The sequence below is a fragment of the Enterobacter cloacae complex sp. 2024EL-00227 genome (genome assembly GCF_043945315.1).
Taxonomy (GTDB): Bacteria; Pseudomonadota; Gammaproteobacteria; order Enterobacterales; family Enterobacteriaceae; genus Enterobacter; species Enterobacter roggenkampii.
The window spans coordinates 163,535-179,571 of the sequence record NZ_JBIMQP010000009.1 but is presented as its reverse complement, the minus strand read 5'-3'; the positions used below and the strand labels follow the sequence as shown (position 1 = coordinate 179,571).

Genomic DNA, 16,037 nt, shown 5'->3' with positions numbered 1-16,037 from the left:
AATCGAATTGTTGTCATAATAGCCATGAGAAAAATGCATAGCTGAGGTGTTTTCATGTCGCGCCGTTCGCTCCCGCTCAATGCCATCGACGCATTTTTAGTCACCGCGCGTCACCTGAATCTCACCCATGCTGCCGCAGAGCTTTGTCTGACGCAGGGGGCCGTGAGCCGCAAGATAGCCTCCCTCGAGGCCTGGTTTGGCTTTCCGCTTTTTGAACGCCACGCGCGCGGCCTGCGCCTCTCTTCACAGGGCTGCGCCCTGCTCCCGGAACTGCAGTCTGCGTTCGAACACTTGCTGACCGTGGCCGACCAGGCCCGCAGCCAGCAAACCGTGATCCGGCTCAAGGCGCCCACCTGCGCCATGCGCTGGCTGGTGCCGCGCCTGCTGGAGGTGGAGCGTGAGCAGCCGGATCTGCAGATCGCCCTGACCACCACCACCGATCATAACGTCAATTTCAAAACCGAATCTTACGACGCGGCCATCGTGTTCGGCACGCACATGAGCGCAGGCGACCTGCTGTTCGAAGAGGCGCTCACCCCGGTGATAAGCCCGGTGCGGGCGGGTGCAGCGCTGGGATCGCTGACGTTCCTGCACCCGACAAGGGATAAGACAGACTGGTCGCTGTGGCTGACGAAACAGGAAGGTCCGGGCTTTGCCATGCACAAAAATCAACACTTCGACACGATGGATCTCGCCATCACGGCCGCCATTCAGGGGCTGGGCGTTGCCATTGCCGACGAAACGCTGGTGGCCGAAGATGTTCGCGCGGGAAGACTGATGCGGCCTTATGAAACCAGCATAAAAACCGGCGCGAGCTACCGGCTGGTGCTGCGCGAAACGCCAGGGGAGGAAAATGGGCTGGCGGCGTTTCGCGCCTGTTTGCTTAATCGAGGCTGACGTGGTGCTTCATCACCCGTTTGAAGAGGCTCATCCGGGCGCGCATAAAGCGGTTTTCAAGCCTGAAACCTGCATGTTTATTCACGCCAATGCGTAATAATACGTCCCGCCCTTTACGGCATGCGGGCCAGTGCGTCGGCCCGGGCAGGATCTCACGAGGTCCTGCGTCTCGCGCAAAGCTCACCCAGTAATCGGCCACCTGAGCAGCAAACTGCACATCCCGTTCGTTGACATACTGGCGTGTAGGCTCCACCTGGCCGAGGGTATCAAAGACGTAAGGCACTTCATTGCCGTGCCACGCGCCGTTGATATAGGTGGCATGTTCCGCTTCCGCAACATAGTCAAACCAGTAACGCCAGCACAATCCGCCGACGCGCTGCTGCGCCTGCATCACGACGTAGCCCATCGTGGTGAACGCCATGTCGCGGCACACCTGCCTGCCCAGCTCCTCATCGCCTTTGACGCCCGGATAGAGCAGCTTAATCAGCCCCAGCCCGAAGCGTCGCTCCCGGCGAAGCTTCTGGATTTGCCCGGCGAGATCGATGCCAAACACCGCCATCACGCTGGCCTCATCGCTGTTCGAGCCGATCATTACCGGCACGGGGTGCTGGCGAGCGGCGAAAAAGACGTCCAGCATCGCTTCAGGCAGAACGCAATCCCCGACGATGGGGGCCGGAGCAATGTTCAGCGGCGCGGTGAGCGGCCAGAACGCCTCCGGCGGAATGTCGCGCAGCTGCTCGGCTGTCGCCTTTTCCAGGCCAAAATAGGCAGCCAGCGCCTTCCCTTTTTGCAACGCCTGCTCTCGCGGCGTGTCCGGCAAGGTGTACCCGCTTTGCACAATCGCCTTATGGAACAATCCTTCTGCAAGCGGAGAGGCCAGCAGAGAGAGCACGCTGCGCGCGCCCGCGGATTCACCAAACAGGGTCACGTTAGCGGGGTCGCCACCAAATGCGGCGATATTGTCCCTTACCCATTCGAGGGCGGCGATCTGATCCAGCAGGGCAAAATTATGCACCACGCGATCTTCCTCGCCTTCCAGCGCGGGATGGGCAAAAAAGCCAAGATGACCGAGACGGTAGTTGATCGTCACCACAACCACGCCGCGCGTGGCCAGCGCTTTGCCGTTATAGGGCGGTAAGCCACCCGCACCGATGGTAAAGCCGCCGCCGTGCAGCCAGACCATAACCGGAAGCGGCCCGGCGCGCTCTGTGGGAGACCAGACGTTCAGATAGAGGCAGTCTTCCGAGAACTGACCGGGATCGCCCCCGCCCAGCTCCTGGCAATATTCGCTGCTTTGCCAGCTTGAGGCCGAAAAAGCGGTAGCCTCGCGAACGCCATCCCACGGCTCAGGATGCCGCGGGGAGCGCCAGCGCCACTCGCCAACGGGCGGTGCGGCATAAGGAATACCGCACCAGACGTGGACATTTTCATCGGTTAAACCAGACAGTGCGCCCTGGCGCGTTTCAACCACAGGGGCGGAAGGATTTTGCATAACGACCTTATTTTTTCCATCACCCCCCAGCAGAGTAACGCTTTCAGAGCAAACCGCAACGCTGTTTGCTGCGCGTTTCAGCCTCCTCATAGAGGGTAAATTCGTCATACACCGGGCAGCCGAGGGCCGCTTCAAACGCATCGCGGCTGGCGTTACCGTGGCTGCGGGCCTGGGTTTCATTCCCGAGATTGGACTGGAAAATCCCCGCGGCGCTGACCGGGAGGAAATCTTCGTAGGTGATCGGCTGTGCGATGACCCATCCGCGCTCGATCAGCGGCTGCGGATCGTCGCCAGGCCGGAACGCATGGCGATGCGCTTCACCCGCTGGCGTCAGACGGTAGCGGAAATACGCCAGCTCCTGACGGCGCATTAACAGTTCGCTGTCAGGGAAGGCGCTAAAGATCTCCTGCAGATGCAGCTGGTGCGTCAGGTTATCTTTGCCGGTGCCGGCCTGGGCAAGGAGGCTATCGTACAGTTCCCGGCCTTTCGGGGTCAGCGCCACGCCGCGCTGCTCAATCTCACCGAAGCGCGCGGTGTGGGTGCCTTTGTGTTCACCGGCAAACAGCACCGGCTCTTCCAGCGCCTTGAAACTGGTTTGACGCAGCAGGACGGGCACCTCGCGACGCGGCGGCCCTTCAATCAAAATTTTCGGCTCAATACCGTACTTCGGCATCAGCTCCTGCACCCGGTCAATATCCAGCGTGCGCGGCGTCAGGTGGTTAATATGACAGCCCGGGAAGCAGACCACATCGGCGATCAGCCGGTGCTCGTTATGCAGCGCGAGATAGGTCTCCTGATCGACCGTCGCATGGCGGTGCCAGCGGAAGGTTTCCAGCGCTTCCTGCACAAACTCCTGCGCCTGCTCGACGGTAAACTGCCCTTCCGATTCATACAGATCGAGAAGCGCCAGACAGCGCGGGGTGAAGATGTTTCGGTGAGACAGAATTTCCGCCGCACGTTCGCGCAGCGCGACGTTTTCAATCAGCTCAAGGCGCAGCAGCGAAGTAAAGATGCGGAACGGATTACGGCACAGCGCCGCATCATCAATCGGCCGAAATGCCGTTGAATGGACCGGCACCCCCGCCTGGGAGAGGTCGTAATAGCTGACCGGGTACATCCCCATAATGGCAAACATACGGCGCAGGGTTGAAAGTTCTTGCGCACTGCCGACGCGGATGGCCCCGTGACGCTCGACGTTCAGACGCGCAAGCTCATCGGCGTTTGCCAGTTGTTCATGTAATAGTGGATCATTTTCCAGCACCGCCAGGTTTACGTCCGCTACCAGTTCAAGCAAGGTGCCGTACTGCGGAACTTCCTGCTGGTACATCGCCGACATAGCCTGCGAAAAGTGTTCCCGAATGTCATCAGCCGTGATGGTGTTCGCCATGATGTCATGCCTCCAGTGAATATTACCTGGAGTGTAGAGAAACCCGTTCCTTCCGGGGGGAAAGATTTCTGATTTGTGATCTTAAGACGACAGTGGTCAAACCGTGTGCGACTGGCCTCTGAACAAGCCTTAACGAAACCGCCCTTTCGCGCCTGGCGCTTTTTATCCAGGATTTTCCTTATAATTATTTATGGTTTCGCTTTCTAGCTATAAAGGAGTATTTTTTATTTTCCCCTGGCTGCAAATCAACCAATTTGAGTGCGTCATTATTTTTATCCTCAGCTTTCAAATTTTTAGCTCAAAGTTAGGAATAATCTGAACAGTTGTTTACAAGTCCTTCCTGTCTATCCATATTTCCAACGCAAGCGAAGCGCAAATTTACAAATATTTAAAAATAACGCAACCGCAAATAGCAAAACGCATTTGACGGATCGCACACAGCGACTAGAGTTATTACTCGAACGACGAGTGATACGGAATATTTCCGTATCGTACTGACATAACCAATATATGACTATGAGGTTTAATATGGCAGAGCATCGTGGTGGTTCCGGTAATTTCGCTGAAGACCGTGAAAAAGCATCAGAAGCTGGACGTAAAGGTGGCCAGCACAGCGGTGGTAATTTTAAAAACGATCCGCAACGCGCATCTGAAGCGGGTAAGAAAGGGGGACAGAACAGTCACGGCGGAGGCCGTAAATCTGATAACTCCTGATCTTATTTAGTACTCTTTTAATAAAACCAGAGAGCATGCTGCGGGCTGAAAAGCTCGCAGTACCCTTTCTTTATTTTACCGGAGCGTAATAATTATGAATATGAAAAGTGTAGAGGATGTATTTATTCATCTTCTGTCGGATACCTACAGCGCAGAAAAGCAGCTTACCCGAGCGTTAAGCAAACTTGCCCGCGCCGCCTCCAGCGAGAAGCTGAGCGCCGCCTTTACCGCACACCTTGAAGAGACGCAAGGTCAGATCGAACGTATCGACCAGATCGTGGAACAGGAAGACGGCATCAAGCTCAAGCGCATGAAATGCGTCGCAATGGAAGGCTTAATTGAAGAAGCTAATGAAGTCATCGAAAGCACGGAAAAAAATGAAGTCCGTGATGCCGCATTAATTGCCGCTGCGCAAAAAGTAGAGCATTACGAAATAGCCAGCTACGGTACCCTTGCCACTCTGGCAGAACAGCTCGGCTATAAAAAAGCCGTTAAGCTTCTTGCCGAAACGCTGGAAGAAGAGAAAGAGACCGACCTTAAACTCACCGACCTGGCCGTTGGCAATATTAACCAAAAAGCGCAGAAATGACGCGATAATACAGGTTAAATAAAATGAGCATCAGTCCCAGGACAATTAAACGGTGCCATTTAGCGGCAGCGATAATATGGTTCATTCTCGCTATCCCTTCCGTCATCTGGTGGAAGAACAGCGTGCTATGGGTCATTATCATCAGTATTTATGCCAATATTGTCGGCCATTTATCTGGCTACAGTGCCGCACGTGCCGATCAGGCTGCTGAAAGTGAGACCAAATAAGCGAACCCCTAATGAGGATACAATGATGAATCACGTAGAACACTACCATGACTGGCTACGCGATGCCCATGCAATGGAAAAGCAAGCCGAATCTATGCTGGAATCCATGGCCAGCCGTATCGATAATTATCCTGATGTTCGCGCCAGAATTGAGCAACATATTAATGAGACAAAACGGCAAATCACATTGCTGGAGGAAATCCTCGACCGTAATGATATTTCTCGTTCGGTCTTAAAAGACTCGATGAGCAAAATGGCGGCGCTGGGACAATCCATCGGCGGCATGTTCCCTTCTGACGAAATCGTGAAGGGCTCGATCAGCGGCTATGTTTTCGAACAGTTTGAAATCGCCTGCTATACCTCCCTGCTGGCGGCGGCCAAAAAAGCGGGTGACACCGCCTCGATACCCGCTATTGAGACGATCCTCGCCGAAGAGCGCGAAATGGCCGACTGGCTGATTCGTCATATCCCGCAAACGACGGAACAGTTCCTGCTGCGTTCAGACGCGTCGGGTGTCGAAGCGAAAAAATAACCCACAGGAGAGTGAGCATGTTTCGACACGTCAAACAGCTGCAATACACGGTTCGCGTCGCCGAACCGAATCCCGGCCTGGCCAACCTTTTACTGGAACAATTTGGCGGACCGCAGGGTGAACTGGCCGCCGCCTGCCGTTACTTTACGCAAGGGTTGAGCGATGACGATCCGGGCCGTAAAGACATGCTGATGGATATCGCGACCGAGGAGTTAAGCCACCTCGAAATTATCGGCACTCTGGTCGGTATGCTGAATAAAGGTGCCAAGGGCGCGCTGGCGGAAGGGGTGGAAAATGAGGCCGAGCTGTATCGCTCCATGACCGAAAACGGGAATGACAGCCACATCACCTCCCTGCTCTACGGCGGCGGAACCCCGCTAACCAACTCAGCGGGCGTACCCTGGACGGCGGCCTACGTCGACACCATTGGCGAGCCGACGGCGGATCTGCGTTCGAACGTGGCGGCCGAGGCCAGAGCCAAAATCATCTATGAACGGCTGATCAACGTGACTGACGATCCCGGCGTTAAAGATGCCCTGGCGTTTCTGATGACGCGTGAGGCGGCGCATCAGCTCTCCTTTGAGAAGGCGCTACAGTCCATCCGTAATAATTTCCCGCCGGGAAAACTGCCGCCAATCGAGGAATTCACCAACAAGTACTACAATATGTCTGAAGGTGGAGAGGTTCGCGGAAGCTGGAACAGCGATAAACATTTCGATTACGTTGAGTCCCCCCAGCCTGCGGTGGATGGCGGCGATGGCAGTGCCAGCGTGACGCTCACAACCGAGCAGGCAACCCTGGTTAAGGCGATGTCTGCCCGCACGAAGTCCGATCCACATTCCGACCCGCTGACCGGTGCCGAGCTGGGTGCCGGTAAGACTAAACCGTAATCGGTTTGCCGGGCAGGCCTGACCTGCCCGGCAAGTCGCGTGCCCCATCGTCTCAGAGGTACGGACCATGTTCGAACTCGATGCGTTTCATCTGGCCAGAATTCAGTTCGCTTTTACCGTCTCGTTCCACATCCTGTTTCCTGCGATCACCATCGGTCTCGCCAGCTACCTGGTGGTGCTGGAGGGCATGTGGCTGCGCACCAAAAACGACGTCTGGCGATCGTTGTACCACTTCTGGCTAAAGATATTTGCCGTTAACTTCGGCATGGGCGTCGTTTCCGGGCTGGTGATGGCGTACCAGTTTGGCACCAACTGGAGCGGGTTCTCCCAGTTCGCGGGCAGCATTACCGGCCCGCTTTTGACTTATGAGGTGTTAACCGCTTTCTTCCTGGAGGCCGGATTCCTCGGCGTTATGATGTTCGGCTGGAACAAGGTCGGCCCGGGGCTGCACTTCTTTTCGACCTGCATGGTGGCGCTCGGCACGCTGATGTCGACCTTCTGGATCCTCGCCTCCAACAGCTGGATGCATACGCCGCAGGGTTTCACTATCGAAAACGGGCAGGTTATCCCGCAGGACTGGCTGGCCATCGTCTTTAACCCCTCCTTCCCGTACCGTCTTATTCATATGGCTATCGCCGCGTTCCTGAGCAGCGCGCTGTTTGTCGGCGCGTCGGCCGCCTGGCATCTGCTGCGCGGTAACGATACGCCCGCCGTTCGCACCATGTTTTCGATGGCGATGTGGATGGCGCTGCTGGTCGCCCCTATCCAGGCGGTGGTGGGCGATATGCACGGCCTGAACACGCTTGAGCATCAGCCAGCCAAAATCGCCGCTATTGAGGGTCACTGGGAAAATCCGCCCGGCGAGGCCACCCCGCTGCTGCTGTTTGGCCTGCCGGATATGGAGGAAGAGCGCACCAAATACGGCCTGGAGATCCCCGCGCTCGGCAGCCTGATTCTGACGCACAGCCTGGATAAACAGGTCCCGGCCCTGAAAGACTTCCCGAAAGAGGATCGCCCCAACTCGACCATCGTTTTCTGGTCGTTCCGCATTATGGTGGGGATGGGGCTGCTGATGATTACCCTCGGTCTGCTCAGCCTCTGGCTACGCTATCGCCACCGACTTTACCACTCGCGTCCGTTCCAGTGGTTTGCCCTCTGCATGGGGCCTGCGGGGCTGGTCGCGCTGCTTGCCGGCTGGGTGACCACCGAAGTGGGCCGTCAGCCGTGGGTTGTCTATGGCTACCTGCGCACCATCGACGCGGTATCGCTGCACAGCACCCTGCAGATGAGCATTAGCCTGCTGGCGTTCTTCGTCGTCTACTCATCCGTATTTGGCGTGGGCTATGTTTATCTCATCCGGCTGATTAAGAAAGGTCCTCAGCCCGTTGATACGCTGACGTCAAACACCTCGGGCACGCCTGCCCGTCCGCTGTCAGCCGCGGAGTCTGTTCCGGAAGAGGAGAGAATCTGATGGGCGTCGATATCTCAGTGATTTGGTTTGCCATCATCGTGTTTGCCACGCTGATGTATATCATTATGGATGGCTTCGATCTGGGGATTGGCCTGCTGTTTAACTTCGTGGGCGATGCCAAAGAGCGCGATGTGATGGTCAATAGCGTGGCGCCCGTCTGGGACGGAAACGAGACCTGGCTGGTGCTCGGCGGCGCGGGGCTGTTCGGCGCGTTTCCGCTGGCCTATGCGGTGATCATTGATGCGCTGACCATCCCCCTCACCGCGATGCTGATCGGCCTCATCTTTCGCGGCGTTGCCTTTGAGTTCCGCTTCAAAGCCACCCCTTCACACCGCAAATTCTGGGACTACTCCTTTGCCGGCGGCTCCCTGCTCGCCACCTTCAGCCAGGGCGTGGTGGTGGGCGCCGTGATCAACGGCTTTGACGTGGAGGGCCGACGTTTTGTCGGCTCTTCGCTGGACTGGCTCACGCCTTTCAACCTCTTCTGCGGCATCGGTCTGGTCGTTGCCTACACGCTGCTGGGCACCACCTGGCTCATCATGAAAAGCGAAGGCGCGCTGCAACAACGCATGCGCGAACTGACCCGCCACGTGCTGCTGGCGCTGATGGTGGTTATCGCGGTGGTCAGCGTCTGGACGCCGCTCGGCTGGCAGTACGTCGCCGACCGCTGGTTTACCCTGCCCAACTTCTTCTGGTTCCTGCCGGTTCCGCTGCTGGTCGGGATCTTCAGCGTGCTGATCTGGCGCCTGACCCGCAATCCGGACAGCCACGCGCGCCCTTTCCTGCTGACGCTGGGGCTGATTTTCCTCGGGTTCAGCGGTCTGGGTATCAGCCTCTGGCCGAACATTATTCCGCCGCGTATCACTCTGTGGGAGGCCGCGGCCCCGCCTGCCAGCCAGCTGTTTATGCTGGTCGGGACGTTACTGATTATTCCGGTGATCCTGGTGTACACCGCCTGGAGCTATTACGTGTTCCGGGGCAAGGTTTCGGATACTGAAGGCTATCACTGAGGCACGCTATGACGGACTGGCATACACGGGCCATTATTTACCAGATTGATACCGCACTCTTTTATGATTTGAACGGCGATGGCTGCGGGGACATCGCCGGGATAGCTGCCAAGCTGCGGTACATTCGCCGCATGGGGGCGACGGTTATCTGGATCACCCCGTTTTACCTCACGCCCTTTCTCGATGAAGGCTATGACGTCAGCGACCATCTCCAGGTGGATCCCCGCTTCGGAAAGCTGGCCGATATCATCGCCTTTATTGAACAGGCCCGCGAGCTGGGCATGCAGGTCATTATTGAACTGCTGATCCAGCACACCTCTGACGCGCATCCCTGGTTCCAGCAGGCCCGCCGTAACCCGGCGTCACCCTATCGGGATTACTACCTCTGGTCAGATAGTGACGACGACGATACGCCCCCCATGTTTCCCGGCGTGGAGGAGAGCATCTGGACCTGGGATGACGAAGCGGGACAATACTACCGGCACATGTTCTATCGCCACGAACCGGACCTGAACCTGACCTCGCCCGCGGTGCTGAAAGAGATCGAGAACATCATCCTCTTCTGGCTCAAGCTGGGCGTGTCGGGGTTCCGCCTGGATGCCGCCTCCCACCTGACCACGCAGGCGGGAAACGGTGATGAAAAAAAGGGCCTGTGGATCCTCGAACACATGCGCCGTCTGATTGAGGAGCATAATCCGGACGCGATCCTGCTGGGTGAAGTGGACGTCGAGGTGGAGGCCTATCAGGACTACTTTGGCAATAATGACCGCCTGAATCTGGTGCTCAATTTCTGGCTCAACAAGTATTTTTACGTTAGCCTGGCCCGCAAAAGCGCCCGTCCGCTGCGCAACGCGGTGAAGAAGATGATCGTCCCGCCCGATTCATGCTGTTTTGCCAACTGGCTGCGCAATCACGACGAGCTGGATCTGGAGGGCATCAGCCAGAAAGACAAACAGTTTGTCCTCGATACCTTCGCCCCTGATGAGGAGATGAACGTCTATCAGCGCGGGATCCGCCGCCGCCTGGCGCCGATGTTGAACGGCGATCTGAAGCGGCTGGCGTTCTGCCACGCGGTACTCTTTTCCCTGCCCGGCGTTCCGGTGATGCGCTATGGCGATGAGATCGGCATGGGGGATGACCTCGATCTGGAGGAGCGCTACGCCGTGCGCACCCCCATGCAGTGGGCGGGATCGCAAGGCGGCGGTTTTTCGGCAGCCGACCCGGAAAAATTTATCGCGCCGATTATCGACCGCGGTCCTTACCGCTATCAAAAAATCAACGTCGCTGATTCGCTGCTCCACCGCAACTCGCTCCTGCACCGCATCATTGATATCGCCAATACCCGCTCGGAGTTCCCCGAAATTGCCGTTGCGCCCTTTCGGCTCCTCACGATCGATAGTGACGCGGTGCTGGGGATCTATTACGAGACCGAAGAACGCAGCATCCTGACCTTTGTTAACTTCAGTGAGCAGCCGGTGCAGTTCACCGTGAAGGGGATCCGCAACACGACCTGGACCGCCTGTCTCGCGGACAAACGCTACGATGACGCGCTGGTTTGCGGTAAAACCGTCGAGCTCAGCCTTGGCGGCTACGGCTATCGCTGGTTCTGGACGCACCGCAGCGCGCTGCGCTGATTACGGTTTCCGGCGGATTATCAAACGCGTCAACACAATACCCGCCACCGCAAGGGCCCCTAACGCCACTTTGCCCGGCATACCGGAGGTCACGGACGACGCGCGGGTTTTCGCTTCGTCAGTGAAACGGCCATGGATTTTGTGCAGGTCGTTAACCGGCTGGTCGAGATAATCCCGGCGGTCCGGCGCGTTCAGATCGTCGGTCATCTGACCTTCCCAGGCTTTCTTCACCATCAGCCTGTCCAGAAAACCCGGGAAGAGGAACTGCCCGACAATCGACTGAATGGTGCTGCTGCCAACCCACAGCTCGCGCACCGGCTTTTGCGCCACCCTGAAGATGGCGCTGGCGGCGACTTCAGGCTCGAACACCGGCGGTACCGGCCGCATTGCCCACGCGAACTTGTTCCTTGCCCATTCGAACTGCGGCGTATTGAGCCCCGGCATCTGCACCATCGAAAGCTGAACCCGGCTGTTCTCATGCATCAGCTCGGTGCGCACCGCATCGGTAAACCCGCGAATCGCCGCTTTGGCCCCGCAGTAGGCGGACTGCAGGGGAATGGAACGGTAGGCCAGCGCGGACCCTACCTGAATAATCACGCCCCTGTCGCGCGGAACCATAAGCTCAAGCGCCGCGCGGGTGCCGTTCACGTAGCCGAGGTATGTCACCTCGGTCACGCGCCGAAACTCGTCCGGCGTAAGGGTACGAAACGGTGCCAGCACGGCCCCCATGGCGTTGTTGACCCAGACATCAATCGCACCGAGGCGATACTCAATCTCGTTAGCCGCATCCACCACCGCCTGACTGTCGGCGACGTCCGCCTGCACGGCGTGCGCATTTACGCCGAAGCGGCGCAACTCTTCCTGGGTGGAGTGCAGGCTGGCTTCATCACGGGCGATGAGACCCACATCGTAACCTGCTTTTGCGAAGCGCAGCGCCGTGGCTTTTCCCACGCCCGCCGTCCCACCGGTAATCACTATGACAGCCATAGAACCTCCACGTGAACTCAACCGTTATTTCCGTCCGACAATGTTGTTACCAGCTCTGCCAGCGAAAAATGCACCGCTTTTTCCACCACGTCCTGACAGTCTCCGGAGAAAAGCACGGTACGGGTTTTCGTCTCGCCACGTATGTTCCACGCAAAACAGACCGTCCCCGCCGCCGTGCCGTCGTCGCCCCCTTCCGGGCCAGCGTATCCGCTGATGGCGATGCTGATATCCGCCTGGGCAATGTCGCGGATGCTGGCGGCCATCTCGGTCACCGTCTGTTCGCTGACGGCGGTATAGCGCGCCAGCGTTTCAGGCCGCACGCCGAGGATCCGCGCTTTCGCGGCATCGCTGAACACCACCAGCCCGACATCATAAAAATCGGCCGTGTTCTCTTCAGCGCAGAGCGCCACCGAGAGCTTTCCCCCGGTGCAGGATTCCGCCGTGGTTAAGCGCAGCCCGACATCGGTTAACTTGCTCGCCAGTTTTTTTGTCAGTTCACCGACGGTGTAATCGTTATCGTGCAAAAGATTGCTCATCTTGCCGCCTCTTATTTCTCAAAAGGAATGATTGAAATATGTCCATTGCGCTCAAGTATGGCATATTTAATTTGGCTTATTTCGGTAATGCCATTATTCTGACGCGCGGAAACCAGAATATCATCGCAAGAGACATCGACCTTTTTGAGTTTATCCGCCAGGGGAATGCCGTTTTCCACCAGAATCACGGGTGTTCCGTCCAGAATATTCTCTACCGGGGAAAAATACTTTTTCATAAGGCCAAAAATAATATCCACTACCACCAGGGTGGTAATCGTAATCATCGCGCCGGTGACGGAAAAATCCTGCCCCAGAAGCGCCTGCTGCGTGGCCTCACTAATTATCAGGAGAAGAATGAGATCAAAGCTGGTCATCTGCAGCAGCGCGCGTCGCCCGGCCACTTTAAATACCACCACGAGGAACAGATAAATCGCCAGCGCACGAAAGACCATATCCATATCAGCCTCCTACGGGTAAATAAATTGCCAGAGGGTGATCTCCGGTTCGTTGTTTACGCGGATGACCGAGTTCCATTTACCGGCTCGGGACGGTGTGGTAAAGAGTAATACCGAAAAGTTGTCCGTCTTTTTCAGGTTGTGATAAACAAAATAAAGGCTGTTTCCGTGGCTGAACATGGCGTCCGGCTGGGGCCAGACGCTGCCTGGATCATACGCCTCGCTACGCTCGCTGGTGACGCTGAGGGTATAGGTCCCCTCCGTTTTCACCGGAAACGCAAGCTGCATCCGTGTCTCCGTCTCCCGCCGCCCAAAGCGCTCATAGTTTATGGTCAGCGACTTAGCGGAATTTGTTTTTACCGTATCGCTGACTATTCCGCTTGAAAACAGACCGGCAATGGCGGCAACGATAATACCTAACAGAACAATAAACCCCACCTGACGAAACGCGTATTCAAACGTCAGCAAGCGATATCTTTCATCTATCCCGGGTAACTTTTCATTTTCACGCTTCATGGCCATCGTCACCGTTTCGCTTATTATCCGATAATTTTGATTTCTAACGCGATTGTTTTTAGGACTTATCACATTTGCCACATAAAGGAATAGCAACAATACTTAATAAGTCAAGACACCCAAAATGAAGGATATCCGATGAAATTATCGCTTATTTCCGCTTTTTTGATATTTCTGGTTCCGGCCGCATGGGCAGATAATAACGGCGGGTTACAAAAAGGTGAAGCCCCACCGCCTCCCCACGCCCTGGATAGCGGATATCGCGGAACCGATGACGCGCGTATTATGACCATCGATCAGGCAAAACAACTGCACGACGGTGCGACCATTTCATTACGCGGTAATCTTATTGACGGTAGCGGCGATAAGTTTGTATTTCAGGATAAAACCGGAAAAATCGACGTTATTATTCCCCAGGCAGTCTTCGACGGCAGAACGGTAAAACCCGACCAGATGATCAGCATCAACGGTTCGCTTGATAAAAAATCATCTCCTGCTGTCGTCCGTGTCGATCGTTTGCAGAAATAATTCAGCGAAGCGTTAACGCTGCAGTTATCCATCAAATCTCACCCCTTGGCTTAAGGAGTCAGCTATGAGTGATACCCAACAACGTACGAACGCTTACCCGCAGCCCCCGTTCCCGGAACAGCCACAGACGCCACCGGGACTGGCATCCGAAATGCAGCCTGTACCCGATCACGGGGAAACCAGCTACAAAGGGCATGGCCGCCTGGCCGGTAAAAAAGCGCTGATTACCGGCGGTGACTCGGGTATCGGTCGCGCAGTGGCCATCGCCTATGCCCGTGAAGGTGCCGATGTGGCCATTAACTACCTGCCTGAAGAGGAAAAAGACGCCGCGGAGGTCATCGACCTGATCAAAGCCGAAGGCCGGAACGCCGTCGCGCTGCCGGGGGACGTTCGGGACGAAACCTTCTGCCAGAATCTGGTCGAAGAAGCCGTCTCGAAGCTGGGCGGGCTGGATATTCTGGTCAATAACGCCGGTCGTCAGCAGTTCCGTGAATCCCTTGAAGAGCTGACCACCGAAGATTTTGACGCGACGTTTAAAACCAACGTCTATGCCCCCTTCTGGATCACGAAGGCGGCGCTGCGCCACCTGAAAGCCTCGTCCGTTATCATTAATACCTCCTCCGTTCAGGCCGTGAAGCCGAGCCCGGTGCTGCTGGACTACGCCCAGACCAAAGCCTGTCTGGCGGTATTTACCAAATCCTTAGCCAAGCAGCTGGGTCCGAAAGGCATTCGCGTCAACGCGGTCGCTCCCGGCCCCTACTGGACGGTACTGCAATCCAGTGGCGGCCAGCCGATGGAAAAAGTGAAGGAGTTTGGCGGCGATACCCCGCTGGGACGTCCGGGTCAGCCCGTCGAGATTGCCCCGCTGTACGTCACGCTGGCCTCGGATGAATGTTCATTTACCTCCGGCCAGGTATGGTGTTCTGACGGCGGTGACGGCGTGATCTGACCCCTTAACCCTCCCTCTCTGTAATGAGCAATAAATGAACAAGGATGTTCACATTTCTTTCCCTGCCGAAAAACATGTTGTAACTCAAACAGATCAAATGTTAAAAATATTTTGCTATCAAGTTATCAAAATTAAACAACTTAGCTTGTCACCCGCATCGCTCTGTTTTTAACATCGCCTATGGAAAAAAATGGTCTGTTCAGTCAGCGCATACGCTTGCGCCATTTGCATACATTTGTGGCCGTCGCTCAACAGGGAACGCTGGGGCGTGCGGCTGAAACTCTTAACCTGAGCCAGCCTGCGCTCTCGAAAACCCTCAACGAGCTTGAACAGCTGACCGGCGCCCGTCTTTTTGACCGGGGTCGGCTGGGGGCGCAGCTTACCATCGTGGGCGAACAGTTCCTTACGCACGCCGTCAAAGTGCTGGATGCGCTCAATACCGCAGGCCAGTCGCTGCATCGAAAAGAAGAACACACCAGCGAGGTCGTCCGCGTTGGGGCACTGCCCACCGCCGCGCTGGGCATTCTTCCGCCGGTGATTGGCCAGTTCCACAAGCAGCAACGGCATACCACGATCCAGGTTGCCACCATGAATAACACCATGCTGCTCGCGGGGCTGAAATCGGGAGAGCTGGATATCGGGATTGGCCGCATGTCCGACCCTGAACTGATGGGCGGTCTCAATTACGAGCTGCTGTTCCTGGAGTCCCTGAAGCTGGTGGTTCGTCCCGATCATCCGCTGCTGCAGGACACGGTGACGTTAAGCCGCGTCATGGAGTGGCCGGTGGTGGTGTGCCCGAAAGGGACCGTCCCACGTCAGACCGCCGAAACCTTGCTGCAAATGCAGGGGTGTACGCTGCCCTCAGGGTGTATCGAAACGCTGTCGGCCTCGCTTTCACGCCAGCTCACCCTCGACTATGACTACGTCTGGTTCGTTCCCTCCGGCGCGGTAAAAGATGATTTGCGCCAGGGCACGCTGACCGCTCTCCCGGTAACGGCCCCCGGCGCCGGTGAACCTATCGGCATTTTGACCCGGGTAGATACCCCGCTTTCCACGGGCGCGCAGACGCTGCTGAGCGCCATCCGTAAATCGATGCCGGTTTAATACCCCTCACCCTAACCCTCTCCCCTAAAGGGGCGAGGGAACAGACCTGCGCGTTAATCAAATAATGCGAAATCATTCATTAACAATTGCGTAAAACAATTTAACAGTTTTATCATAGC

The 16,037-nt window shown here is 56.6% G+C and carries 18 protein-coding genes; 12 read left to right on the top strand and 6 right to left on the bottom strand.

Annotated features, from left to right (window positions below):
• The first annotated feature begins 54 nt into the window (after positions 1-54).
• Positions 55-897, top strand: coding sequence for a LysR family transcriptional regulator (locus tag ACHH0Z_RS16855; protein ID WP_008502268.1), 843 nt, complete (start codon positions 55-57; stop codon positions 895-897).
• Here ACHH0Z_RS16855 and ACHH0Z_RS16850 read toward each other — a convergent pair.
• Together ACHH0Z_RS16850 and ACHH0Z_RS16845 are read right to left on the bottom strand one after the other, a co-directional pair.
• A complete protein-coding gene (locus ACHH0Z_RS16850) occupies positions 884-2,389 on the bottom strand; it encodes a carboxylesterase/lipase family protein (protein WP_045410119.1) in 1,506 nt (501 codons plus the stop codon). The two genes, ACHH0Z_RS16855 and ACHH0Z_RS16850, sit on opposite strands and share 14 nt — an antisense overlap.
• 43 nt (positions 2,390-2,432) lie before the next feature.
• Positions 2,433-3,776, bottom strand: coding sequence for a VOC family protein (locus tag ACHH0Z_RS16845; protein WP_045410116.1), 1,344 nt, complete (start codon positions 3,774-3,776; stop codon positions 2,433-2,435).
• Between the two features lie 528 nt (positions 3,777-4,304).
• On the opposite strand from ACHH0Z_RS16845, the gene ACHH0Z_RS16840 reads away from it, so the two are divergent.
• The 8 genes from ACHH0Z_RS16840 to ACHH0Z_RS16805 all read left to right on the top strand — a co-directional run bounded on the left by ACHH0Z_RS16840 (position 4,305) and on the right by ACHH0Z_RS16805 (position 10,843).
• Positions 4,305-4,490 carry a general stress protein gene (locus ACHH0Z_RS16840; RefSeq protein ID WP_004150795.1) on the top strand — a complete coding sequence of 62 codons (186 nt, stop codon included), beginning with the start codon at positions 4,305-4,307 and terminating at the stop codon, positions 4,488-4,490.
• Between the two features lie 94 nt (positions 4,491-4,584).
• Positions 4,585-5,079, top strand: coding sequence for a ferritin-like domain-containing protein (locus ACHH0Z_RS16835; protein ID WP_008502272.1), 495 nt, complete (start codon positions 4,585-4,587; stop codon positions 5,077-5,079).
• 23 nt (positions 5,080-5,102) lie between these two features.
• Positions 5,103-5,306: a hypothetical protein gene (locus ACHH0Z_RS16830; RefSeq protein WP_008502273.1), complete on the top strand. Its 204-nt coding sequence runs from the start codon at positions 5,103-5,105 to the stop codon at positions 5,304-5,306.
• Positions 5,307-5,331: 25 nt separating this feature from the next.
• Complete coding sequence (locus tag ACHH0Z_RS16825) at positions 5,332-5,838, top strand: ferritin-like domain-containing protein (RefSeq protein ID WP_014883791.1); 507 nt, start codon at positions 5,332-5,334, stop codon at positions 5,836-5,838.
• 17 nt (positions 5,839-5,855) lie between these two features.
• Positions 5,856-6,728, top strand: coding sequence for a manganese catalase family protein (locus ACHH0Z_RS16820; RefSeq protein ID WP_008502274.1), 873 nt, complete (start codon positions 5,856-5,858; stop codon positions 6,726-6,728).
• Positions 6,729-6,795: 67 nt separating this feature from the next.
• Positions 6,796-8,199, top strand: coding sequence for a cytochrome ubiquinol oxidase subunit I (locus tag ACHH0Z_RS16815; protein WP_021242535.1), 1,404 nt, complete (start codon positions 6,796-6,798; stop codon positions 8,197-8,199).
• Positions 8,199-9,209, top strand: a complete 1,011-nt coding sequence (gene cydB / locus ACHH0Z_RS16810) for a cytochrome d ubiquinol oxidase subunit II (protein ID WP_032651830.1) — start codon at positions 8,199-8,201, stop codon at positions 9,207-9,209. Before ACHH0Z_RS16815 ends, cydB begins: the two co-directional genes overlap by 1 nt.
• An 8-nt stretch (positions 9,210-9,217) precedes the next feature.
• Complete coding sequence (locus ACHH0Z_RS16805) at positions 9,218-10,843, top strand: alpha-amylase family protein (protein WP_045410114.1); 1,626 nt, start codon at positions 9,218-9,220, stop codon at positions 10,841-10,843.
• Here ACHH0Z_RS16805 and ACHH0Z_RS16800 read toward each other — a convergent pair whose 3' ends face one another.
• The 4 genes from ACHH0Z_RS16800 to ACHH0Z_RS16785 are packed head-to-tail and all read right to left on the bottom strand — an operon-like array spanning position 10,844 to position 13,337.
• Positions 10,844-11,830 (bottom strand): SDR family oxidoreductase, encoded by a 987-nt coding sequence (locus ACHH0Z_RS16800; RefSeq protein WP_023327440.1) that lies wholly within the window; start codon positions 11,828-11,830, stop codon positions 10,844-10,846.
• 17 nt (positions 11,831-11,847) lie between these two features.
• A complete protein-coding gene (locus ACHH0Z_RS16795) occupies positions 11,848-12,366 on the bottom strand; it encodes a 2-oxo-tetronate isomerase (RefSeq protein WP_045410111.1) in 519 nt (172 codons plus the stop codon).
• 11 nt (positions 12,367-12,377) lie between these two features.
• Entirely contained in the window at positions 12,378-12,824 is a 447-nt protein-coding gene (locus ACHH0Z_RS16790) for a DUF421 domain-containing protein (RefSeq protein WP_023327438.1), read from the bottom strand.
• Between the two features lie 9 nt (positions 12,825-12,833).
• Positions 12,834-13,337, bottom strand: coding sequence for a hypothetical protein (locus tag ACHH0Z_RS16785; RefSeq protein ID WP_045410522.1), 504 nt, complete (start codon positions 13,335-13,337; stop codon positions 12,834-12,836).
• A gap of 138 nt (positions 13,338-13,475) precedes the next feature.
• Here ACHH0Z_RS16785 and ACHH0Z_RS16780 point away from each other — a divergent pair, with 138 nt between their 5' ends.
• The 3 genes from ACHH0Z_RS16780 to ACHH0Z_RS16770 all read left to right on the top strand — a co-directional run bounded on the left by ACHH0Z_RS16780 (position 13,476) and on the right by ACHH0Z_RS16770 (position 15,918).
• Complete coding sequence (locus ACHH0Z_RS16780; RefSeq protein ID WP_008502282.1) at positions 13,476-13,865, top strand: YdeI family stress tolerance OB fold protein; 390 nt, start codon at positions 13,476-13,478, stop codon at positions 13,863-13,865.
• Between the two features lie 64 nt (positions 13,866-13,929).
• Entirely contained in the window at positions 13,930-14,814 is an 885-nt protein-coding gene (locus ACHH0Z_RS16775; RefSeq protein WP_021242539.1) for an SDR family oxidoreductase, read from the top strand.
• 180 nt (positions 14,815-14,994) lie between these two features.
• Entirely contained in the window at positions 14,995-15,918 is a 924-nt protein-coding gene (locus tag ACHH0Z_RS16770; RefSeq protein WP_021242540.1) for a LysR substrate-binding domain-containing protein, read from the top strand.
• Positions 15,919-16,037 lie beyond the last annotated feature (119 nt).

Excerpts from the sequence above, each read along its gene's own strand:
- ACHH0Z_RS16855 (WP_008502268.1), top strand. The coding sequence starts at position 55 with ATGTCGCGCCGTTCGCTCCCGCTCAATGCCATCGACGCATTTTTAGTC.
- ACHH0Z_RS16850 (WP_045410119.1), bottom strand. The coding sequence starts at position 2,389 with ATGCAAAATCCTTCCGCCCCTGTGGTTGAAACGCGCCAGGGCGCACTG.
- ACHH0Z_RS16845 (WP_045410116.1), bottom strand. The coding sequence starts at position 3,776 with ATGGCGAACACCATCACGGCTGATGACATTCGGGAACACTTTTCGCAG.
- ACHH0Z_RS16840 (WP_004150795.1), top strand. The coding sequence starts at position 4,305 with ATGGCAGAGCATCGTGGTGGTTCCGGTAATTTCGCTGAAGACCGTGAA.
- ACHH0Z_RS16835 (WP_008502272.1), top strand. The coding sequence starts at position 4,585 with ATGAATATGAAAAGTGTAGAGGATGTATTTATTCATCTTCTGTCGGAT.
- ACHH0Z_RS16830 (WP_008502273.1), top strand. The coding sequence starts at position 5,103 with ATGAGCATCAGTCCCAGGACAATTAAACGGTGCCATTTAGCGGCAGCG.
- ACHH0Z_RS16825 (WP_014883791.1), top strand. The coding sequence starts at position 5,332 with ATGAATCACGTAGAACACTACCATGACTGGCTACGCGATGCCCATGCA.
- ACHH0Z_RS16820 (WP_008502274.1), top strand. The coding sequence starts at position 5,856 with ATGTTTCGACACGTCAAACAGCTGCAATACACGGTTCGCGTCGCCGAA.
- ACHH0Z_RS16815 (WP_021242535.1), top strand. The coding sequence starts at position 6,796 with ATGTTCGAACTCGATGCGTTTCATCTGGCCAGAATTCAGTTCGCTTTT.
- cydB (WP_032651830.1), top strand. The coding sequence starts at position 8,199 with ATGGGCGTCGATATCTCAGTGATTTGGTTTGCCATCATCGTGTTTGCC.
- ACHH0Z_RS16805 (WP_045410114.1), top strand. The coding sequence starts at position 9,218 with ATGACGGACTGGCATACACGGGCCATTATTTACCAGATTGATACCGCA.
- ACHH0Z_RS16800 (WP_023327440.1), bottom strand. The coding sequence starts at position 11,830 with ATGGCTGTCATAGTGATTACCGGTGGGACGGCGGGCGTGGGAAAAGCC.
- ACHH0Z_RS16795 (WP_045410111.1), bottom strand. The coding sequence starts at position 12,366 with ATGAGCAATCTTTTGCACGATAACGATTACACCGTCGGTGAACTGACA.
- ACHH0Z_RS16790 (WP_023327438.1), bottom strand. The coding sequence starts at position 12,824 with ATGGATATGGTCTTTCGTGCGCTGGCGATTTATCTGTTCCTCGTGGTG.
- ACHH0Z_RS16785 (WP_045410522.1), bottom strand. The coding sequence starts at position 13,337 with ATGAAGCGTGAAAATGAAAAGTTACCCGGGATAGATGAAAGATATCGC.
- ACHH0Z_RS16780 (WP_008502282.1), top strand. The coding sequence starts at position 13,476 with ATGAAATTATCGCTTATTTCCGCTTTTTTGATATTTCTGGTTCCGGCC.
- ACHH0Z_RS16775 (WP_021242539.1), top strand. The coding sequence starts at position 13,930 with ATGAGTGATACCCAACAACGTACGAACGCTTACCCGCAGCCCCCGTTC.
- ACHH0Z_RS16770 (WP_021242540.1), top strand. The coding sequence starts at position 14,995 with ATGGAAAAAAATGGTCTGTTCAGTCAGCGCATACGCTTGCGCCATTTG.